The 7,268-nt window shown below is 47.4% G+C and carries 8 protein-coding genes; 5 read left to right on the top strand and 3 right to left on the bottom strand.

Going from position 1 to position 7,268, the window contains the following annotated elements; translation table 11 throughout:
- Positions 1 to 162: 162 nt before the first annotated feature.
- Positions 163 to 300: a hypothetical protein gene (locus WC647_15100; protein ID MFA6223635.1), complete on the top strand. Its 138-nt coding sequence runs from the start codon at positions 163 to 165 to the stop codon at positions 298 to 300.
- A gap of 330 nt (positions 301 to 630) precedes the next feature.
- On the opposite strand, the gene WC647_15095 is transcribed toward WC647_15100, so the two are convergent.
- The gene (locus WC647_15095) at positions 631 to 918 is read right to left on the bottom strand and encodes a HigA family addiction module antitoxin (GenBank protein MFA6223634.1); all 288 of its coding nucleotides are present in this window, start codon (positions 916 to 918) and stop codon (positions 631 to 633) included.
- A 351-nt stretch (positions 919 to 1,269) separates the two neighbouring features.
- On the opposite strand from WC647_15095, the gene WC647_15090 reads away from it, so the two are divergent.
- The gene (locus WC647_15090) at positions 1,270 to 2,445 is read left to right on the top strand and encodes an ATP-binding protein (GenBank protein ID MFA6223633.1); all 1,176 of its coding nucleotides are present in this window, start codon (positions 1,270 to 1,272) and stop codon (positions 2,443 to 2,445) included.
- A 501-nt stretch (positions 2,446 to 2,946) separates the two neighbouring features.
- Positions 2,947 to 3,708, top strand: a complete 762-nt coding sequence (locus tag WC647_15085; protein ID MFA6223632.1) for a lysophospholipid acyltransferase family protein — start codon at positions 2,947 to 2,949, stop codon at positions 3,706 to 3,708.
- A gap of 64 nt (positions 3,709 to 3,772) precedes the next feature.
- Here the strand turns inward: WC647_15085 and WC647_15080 are convergent, their stop codons facing one another.
- Positions 3,773 to 3,952, bottom strand: a complete 180-nt coding sequence (locus tag WC647_15080; GenBank protein MFA6223631.1) for a hypothetical protein — start codon at positions 3,950 to 3,952, stop codon at positions 3,773 to 3,775.
- 83 nt (positions 3,953 to 4,035) lie between these two features.
- On the opposite strand from WC647_15080, the gene WC647_15075 reads away from it, so the two are divergent.
- Together WC647_15075 and WC647_15070 are read left to right on the top strand one after the other, a co-directional pair.
- Positions 4,036 to 4,425: a hypothetical protein gene (locus WC647_15075; GenBank protein ID MFA6223630.1), complete on the top strand. Its 390-nt coding sequence runs from the start codon at positions 4,036 to 4,038 to the stop codon at positions 4,423 to 4,425.
- Between the two features lie 156 nt (positions 4,426 to 4,581).
- Positions 4,582 to 5,817 carry an ATP-binding protein gene (locus WC647_15070; protein MFA6223629.1) on the top strand — a complete coding sequence of 412 codons (1,236 nt, stop codon included), beginning with the start codon at positions 4,582 to 4,584 and terminating at the stop codon, positions 5,815 to 5,817.
- Between the two features lie 26 nt (positions 5,818 to 5,843).
- On the opposite strand, the gene WC647_15065 is transcribed toward WC647_15070, so the two are convergent.
- Positions 5,844 to 7,151 carry an APC family permease gene (locus tag WC647_15065; protein MFA6223628.1) on the bottom strand — a complete coding sequence of 436 codons (1,308 nt, stop codon included), beginning with the start codon at positions 7,149 to 7,151 and terminating at the stop codon, positions 5,844 to 5,846.
- Positions 7,152 to 7,268 lie beyond the last annotated feature (117 nt).

The following is a 7,268-nucleotide window of genomic DNA, read 5'->3' as shown; positions in this document are numbered from 1 at the left end:
GTCAGTCGTCTGCAAAACAATGCCCCCTTCCAACAAATTATGGACATCTCTAACAGACAACTACTCACCGAAAGATGCACAAATGTAATTGTCGTTGACGCTCAAGTGTAATTGTCGCTGAACAGGGCAGCCAAATTGCTTGGAATATCAAACGAGGAAATCATGAATCGAGTAACAATTTCCGGGGCGGTTGAGATCGGACGACTGCCCGGTGTTGTTACCGTAACCATGCTTGTTCCTAAGGCAAAGCTGCAGGAACTCGGCCTGCTCGATCTTGTTAACGAACAATATGGGATCTGAGGGATGTCGACACATTTAGGGCTAAGGGCTTTGAGCGTAATTTGGCAGGCATTTGATCTATCCAAACGTTGATTCCTCGAAATCCGACAGGCCAGTTTCCATCTGAAAATAGCTTTGTTGTGGAACTGGGCAGGTCGTTCGTAGGTTTTACAGGCTATGATCCTGGAAACTGGCAGGATCCTGCGTTCGCCGGCCTAGTCCGGAATGTGGAAACATTGGCCGTTCAAAGGGGTTTAATGAGGTGGGAACCATCCTAAGTCCAAGCTGGCATCAGGGAAAGAATGAATGGAAAACGAGCAAATAAGATGTTTTCAACTTCCGGGCAGCGGTTTATGCATAGCAGGATTTGAGATCAGTTGATTGGTTTTCCGAAATCTCTTTCTTGTCGGATTCATAATCACTTTGAAGATTCAGCCAGAATTTTGGAGAATTGCCAAACCTTTTAGAGAGCTTTTTAGCAAGGCCTACATCAATTGCTTTCTTACATTCCAGAATGTCAGATATTTCCATAAGTGACATGTTTAGCTGGGCAGATAAATCCTCTTTACCTAAATTCAACGGAATCATAAACTCCTCAAGGAGAATCTCACCAGGTGTTATCAATGGTTTTGTGCCCATTATCCCTTATCCTTTGTGGTAATCCACAAGCTCCAATTCGTATACGTTACCATCCTTAAAACAAAACACAATCTCAGCCTGTCATTCACCCTAATAGAATATTGACCCTCTCTGTCTGACCTATAGTTTTTCTAAATTGTTCCTTGGCGGAACCCGCAAATCGTTGAGATTTTCCGACGTATTAAGTAAGCGCAATTTCCTGGCTAATGGGCTAGCAATATTTCTGTAGTTGGGTACACTACAGCCCACTAATAAGGTTGTGTGCTTTGAATAGGTGTTAAAGTGTTCACTAACCTGGAAATATCATATATGGCATTTGAAATTTCAATGCTAATATGTTAGCATTCCTCCATGGAAATCATTGAGAGAAATCAGGACATTCGGGCGGTTACCAAGTTGATCGCCGCATTTCCCGTGACGGCGATCCTGGGACCCCGCCAGTGCGGAAAGACAACCTTAGCTAGGTCATTCAGTTCGAATCACTCGTTCGATCTTGAGAATCCACGAGATGCAGCGAGACTGGAGCAACCTCAACTGGCCCTGGAAAACCTGACCGGGCTGATCGTCATTGACGAAATCCAGCGCATGCCGGACATCTTTCCATTGCTCCGCTTCCTTGTGGACCGCAACGATGATCAAAGATATCTAATTCTGGGGAGCGCTTCTCGCGACTTGATTCAACAGAGTTCAGAGACGCTTGCGGGACGTATAGCCTATTACCAATTGGCCGGTTTCCGGTTGAGTGATATCGGGTTGACAAAGGAGCAAGCCTTGTGGCTGAGGGGAGGACTGCCCAGATCGTTTCTGTCTGAGACGGACGAAGAAAGCCTTGTCTGGCGCCGGCAATACATTTCAACATTTCTCGAACGGGATATTCCTCAATTGGGCATCACCATCCCAGCTCGAACCCTGCGACGGTTCTGGACCATGTTGAGTCATTACCACGGGCAAATCCTCAACTATTCCGAACTGGGCCGATCCTTCGGTGTGTCAGACATGACGGTGCGTAAATACTGCGAGATTCTCGAGGGCGCATTCATGATCCGTCTTCTGCAGCCTTGGGCAGCGAATGTCGGAAAGCGGATTGTGCGGAGACCGAAGCTGTTCCTGCGTGATTCCGGCCTGTTTCATGCTCTCATGTCCATCGAAACCATGGATCAACTGCAATCTAACCCGAAACTGGGCGCTTCCTGGGAAGGGTTTGCGCTGGAATGCGTTTGCCGGGTCCTGAACCGCGAGGAGCAGGAACTATCTTTCTGGCGAACCCACGCAGGCTCGGAGCTAGATCTGTTATGGCAATGGGGTGGAATGAACTGGGGCGTCGAATTCAAGTACCACGACGCTCCCCGGTTAACACGGTCCATGAGGGCCGCCATGGAAGACCTGAAATTGGCTGGCCTGTGGGTAATCTATCCCGGTCACAAAACTTATCGCCTGGCGGATAACATCATCGTTCTCCCTCTTGGGGCAAGTGGCGTAGCCTGGAATTATGTGATTGACGAAAAGTTGGATTTGCAGGATTTTTGAGAGGATTCGAGTAAATACGATTTTGTGCAAACAGCGAGGGTCTTTTTCTACGGACGGCTTGAAAACTATATTATACCGTTCCATTTTGTAATTGAAACTACTGCGCAGCAAATACCGAGTCAACCGGGAAATTTTGCCCGGTAAAAATACGATGCCGCCCGCTTCGTAATCGGAACGTGGCTATTTTACAGGACAGTTTCTTGCTTCTTCTTGGGTTCGGAAACCCAGAGACTTTACGAGCAGAAACAGGCATTTGATCCTCCTCTAACGGGAAGTTTGGCTCCGTCTCCTGTTCATGTCAACGTTCAAGGCCAGAGGAAGTTTCCCCATTTTTACTGGAAAATCACCTGTTGAATTAAGGGAAAAAAGATTATAGAATAATTTCTTAATTTTTGGGGATTGTTCAAAACAAATTTACTGTCCAAAGCGCTTATGCCCGACTGTCGCTACCTGTAGGTATCAAAGCTCGTCAATCATCTCAACCTTATATTGGAGTAAACCTTGCAGCCTTCTCAGAAGTCCACGTTCAGGATGATCATCACTGCTATTGGAATGGTGGTTTTGACCCCTATTTTAACAATTCCTATGCTAGTATCAGCTTTGTTGGTTAAACCAGGTAAGTTTGCGTATTTTATGATGAAAACATGGAACAAAACTATTTCGAAGCTAATGGGTCTTAGATTTTCCTTAAGTGGCGTGGAAAACCTTGATTCTAATACGTCTTACATCATAACTCCCAATCATCAGGGACTTGCGGACATACTTGCAATTGTGTCTACCTTGCCGGTTCGTTTTAGATGGGTCGTTAAGAGAGAATTGTTCAAAATACCAGTTTGGGGATTGGCTTTATGGTCTACGGGCGCAATTCCAATTGACAGATCTAACTCTGTAACATCAATAGAGAGGCTGAATAAAGCAAAAGATGAGAAACTAAAAGGTGGATGGTCAGTTGTTATTTATCCTGAGGGAACACGTACTCCTGATGGAAATTTAAAGGATTTTAAAAAAGGGGCTTTCATGATGGCGGTTCAGACGGGCATCCCTATTTTGCCTGTTGTTTGTAACGGCGCATACAAAGTCTTACCAAAAAAGACGTTCGCTTTTCGTCGCGGACACATTAAATTGAACATTTGTCCCCCTATCCTGACCCAAGGACTGTCCGAAAAAGATGTTCCGGAATTAATGTCAAGAACTCGTGAGGCTATCCTGGCTAAACTACGGCTGGATTATGACCCTTTTTTGAAGGAAGAACCCTGCACGTGATACTGAGGGACGTGTTTCATAACATGTCCCATTGATTTAAGTCAGATTTATAACGGCCTCAGCGTCATCTTGAACAGATGCAGGATATTTCTGACTCGTAAACCGTGGCCGTCGTCCCATCATTGCAAATCACTGTGTATTCCCAGTCTCCATTTTCAGTTTCAAATACATCCCCGATTTCACCTTCTTCCTGGCTGTCCGGGATGCGTATTCTGCTACAAATTTCATAGAATGGTTGAGTCATCTTTAATTATCCCATTACACCGTTGACTTCAGGGAGGCTTCGGTAGTAATTGCGGAGTAAGAGCAGTCACAGGATACAAAACCGTGGCCCATAATCTCAACAAGGTCCCTGAATTCCTGTCCTGGTTGACGATTTCCGTGCCTGGTGATGTGGCTATCAGCAATTTATCTCTCTGTCCATTGGTGGTTTCTGATCAAAGATTGACTGGGCCGACATATTTACTCGGTTTGTCATATCCACAACTTGATCATCCGTTCCGAATTGCCCAACGTATTGCAAAGTTGGAAAGTCTGACTTACAGAGAAATCCTCGCAAGACCGATACCAGTTCTTCACTATACTCTTTCATTTTCCGCTCCTAACCTCTTCAATGGTTTGATGGGTCAGATTTTCTATTGGTCGAGTCAGAGTGTCAACGCCTTAATGAAAAACCTCTTTTTGGCCGCTCCTGATCGCCGAACAGGACAACACTAGCTTCAATCAGTTCATACTATCCGCTGTAGCTGCAAAGGTTGGAGCTGAAGATTTCTGCGCCACTCTCGCAAAAAAATGGAGAATAAAATCGACACCAAGAATCAACAAACTCGTTGTTAGTTGACATATTCACCACGTAATGGTAAATATATAACCATGTACAGGCGAAATATTCTCTACAATATCCTTGATGCTCTGTCCGATACGCCCGTTGTTTTTCTGCATGGAGCAAGGCAAACAGGAAAGAGTACTCTCGTCCGCAAGATCGCAAATGGGCCATATCCAGCCCGATACGTGACACTGGATAATGCCGCGGTTTTTTCCGCCGCAAGCGCTGATCCCACAGGATTCCTCGCCGGCCTTGAGAAACCTGTGGTGATAGATGAAGCTCAGCGGGTCAGAAAGCTTTTTCTTGCCATCAAAGAAGACGTGGACCGAAATCGGATGCCCGGACGTTATCTTCTAACCGGGTCCGCAAATATTTTAACCATTCCAAAGGTTGCAGATGCCCTGGCAGGAAGGATGGAATTGCTGACCCTGTGGCCTCTGTCCATCAGCGAGTTGAAGGAAGGTGGAGAGAACATCCTGGACGCCTTCTTCGACAGGGGTTTCCCAAACCGTTTCCATCCCGGGACTGATTTTGATCTCGCGGAGAGCATTGTAGCCGGCGGGTTCCCAGAGCCCGTGCAGAGGTCGTCTCATCGACGAAGGCGGGCCTGGTTCGAGTCCTATATCACGACAATCCTTGACCGGGACGTCAGAGACCTGGCCCAGATTCAAGACCTTGCGGTTCTGCCGAGACTTCTCCAGTTTCTCGCCGCTCGAACAGCAACCTTGCACAATCAGTCGGAGGTATCAAGGAGCAGTGGGATTCCGAACAGCACACTCTCTCGATACCTGACGCTTCTGGAAATGACTTTTCTTGTGCAGACCCTTCCCGCCTGGTCGCCCAATCTGGGAAAGCGTTTGGTGAAGGCGCCAAAGCTCTTTATGGTAGACACCGGGCTTGCTTGTCACTTGCTTGGTATCGATGAAGAGGGGTTTCGGCAGAGCGGAGAAATTGCCGGAAGGGTTTTTGAAAACTTCGTGGTTCTCGAGCTATTCAAGAACGCATCCTGGTCTGATGAACCCGTGAGACTTTACCATTTCCGCTCGCAGGCAGGGCAGGAGGTGGATGTCGTAATTGAAAGGAGTGGCGGGGAAGTTGTCGGTGTCGAGATCAAGCTCTCAGCCAGCCCATCACCTCGGGATTTTGACGGGCTTAAAGTGCTCAGGGAACATCTTGGGAACAAGTTCGTCAGAGGTATTCTCATCTACACGGGAACTGAAATCGTGCCATTCGAAAAGGACCTGCATGCGGTCCCAGTCAACGTTTTGACTGGTAGGCCATAAAAACGGCGCAGTTTCAATGATTTCTATTATTTTAACCTGGTTTTGAGAACGCGTCCGCTAACTTTTCGATATCCCCATTCAGCCACAAGGCAGACAGGGATCAATAGTATCATGGTCACAAAGGCAGGTTTGGAATTCTGGTAAATGTAAACACCAAGGATCCCAGCCATGGCCAGGCACGCGAAGATTGACATCCATATTATCGACCGCTTTGCTCCGGTCTCTGAAGTCAGCTTGAGATGAGCCGCATTTACGCACGCATAAATCAGCAGGAACGCTCCACTTCCCATCATGGCCACGCCTGATAAATCGAAGAACAGGATAAACAGAATCACCATAGCGGAAGTGATTACAAGGCCGCCAGTCCCGCCTTGCCAAATCACGTGAGAAAACACCTCCGGAAGCTCGCCGTCCTTGGCAAGCATGTAGGACACGTTCGCCGCGCCAAAAAGTGTAGCGTTGATGGCTGATGCGGTTGAGAACAATGCGCCTATGGCAATAAGTCTAAATCCAAAATTCCCCAGGAATGGTTTTGCCGCTTCCGCCAGGGCATAATCTTTTGCCGCCAGGATGTCCTTAACCGGAAGATTCCCTATGACCGCAATTGATACAGCAAGATAGATCAGGATAACACTGATCACACTGAGATAGAGGGCCTTGGGGAGCAATTTTTTGGGATCATCCATAGATTCGGCTGTGTTTGCGACGAGACCGAATCCTTCATATCCGATAAAGAGCACGCCCGCTCCGAAGAGTATTCCAGAGGGCGCGGGCCAGTGCGCCACTGACAAATATGCCGGTTGAATAAAAAACAGCCCGGCTACAGCGAACAACAGCAATATGGCTAACTTTACCGCCACGATAAAAGTTTCGGATCTACCGACAACTCCTGGTCCAATGAAATTGACGGCCATGAAAAGCAGCACGATTCCTGCCCCAACGGCTTTGGGGATCCACCCAATAGAATGGTGGGGTAAAAAAGTCATGAAATATCCAGCGAAAGCCTGGGCGTAAAGGGCAAGAGCGATTATGTAACCTACCCACATGTAAAGATTTATCCCACCGCTTAGGACTCCGTCGCCCAACCCCTGAACAAGGAATTCTACGGCTCCTCCGGATGACGGGTATCGTGCGCCCAGTTTGGCGTAAGAATAAGTGGATAGAAGAGCGACCAGTCCACCGAGCAGAAAGGAAAGCCACATTGCGGCTCCCGACGCCTCCGCCACTACCCCGAGAATCGAAAAAATGCCTGCGCCTACCATGCCTCCAATTCCGATGGACATGGCGGCGAACAGTCCTATCCTACTTCGAGTCGAGTTTTGTTTATTAGGCAAGGTCTTGATCCTCTATGTTAAACGGAGTAACTTAAACAATGAGGCGCAACCGTACGATCTTTTGTCGTAAATACTTGTTTAGCGTATTAGACGCTCTTTTCCCAGGATATTCAACCT

The sequence above is a fragment of the Desulfomonilaceae bacterium genome (assembly GCA_041662605.1).
Taxonomy (GTDB): domain Bacteria; phylum Desulfobacterota; class Desulfomonilia; order Desulfomonilales; family Desulfomonilaceae; genus CAJBEZ01.
This window is presented reverse-complemented; position numbering and strand designations above follow the sequence as displayed.

Coding starts and splice junctions, on each gene's coding strand:
- WC647_15100 (MFA6223635.1), top strand. CDS start 163: ATGAATCGAGTAACAATTTCCGGGGCGGTTGAGATCGGACGACTGCCC.
- WC647_15070 (MFA6223629.1), top strand. CDS start 4,582: ATGTACAGGCGAAATATTCTCTACAATATCCTTGATGCTCTGTCCGAT.
- WC647_15090 (MFA6223633.1), top strand. CDS start 1,270: ATGGAAATCATTGAGAGAAATCAGGACATTCGGGCGGTTACCAAGTTG.
- WC647_15095 (MFA6223634.1), bottom strand. CDS start 918: ATGGGCACAAAACCATTGATAACACCTGGTGAGATTCTCCTTGAGGAG.
- WC647_15080 (MFA6223631.1), bottom strand. CDS start 3,952: ATGACTCAACCATTCTATGAAATTTGTAGCAGAATACGCATCCCGGAC.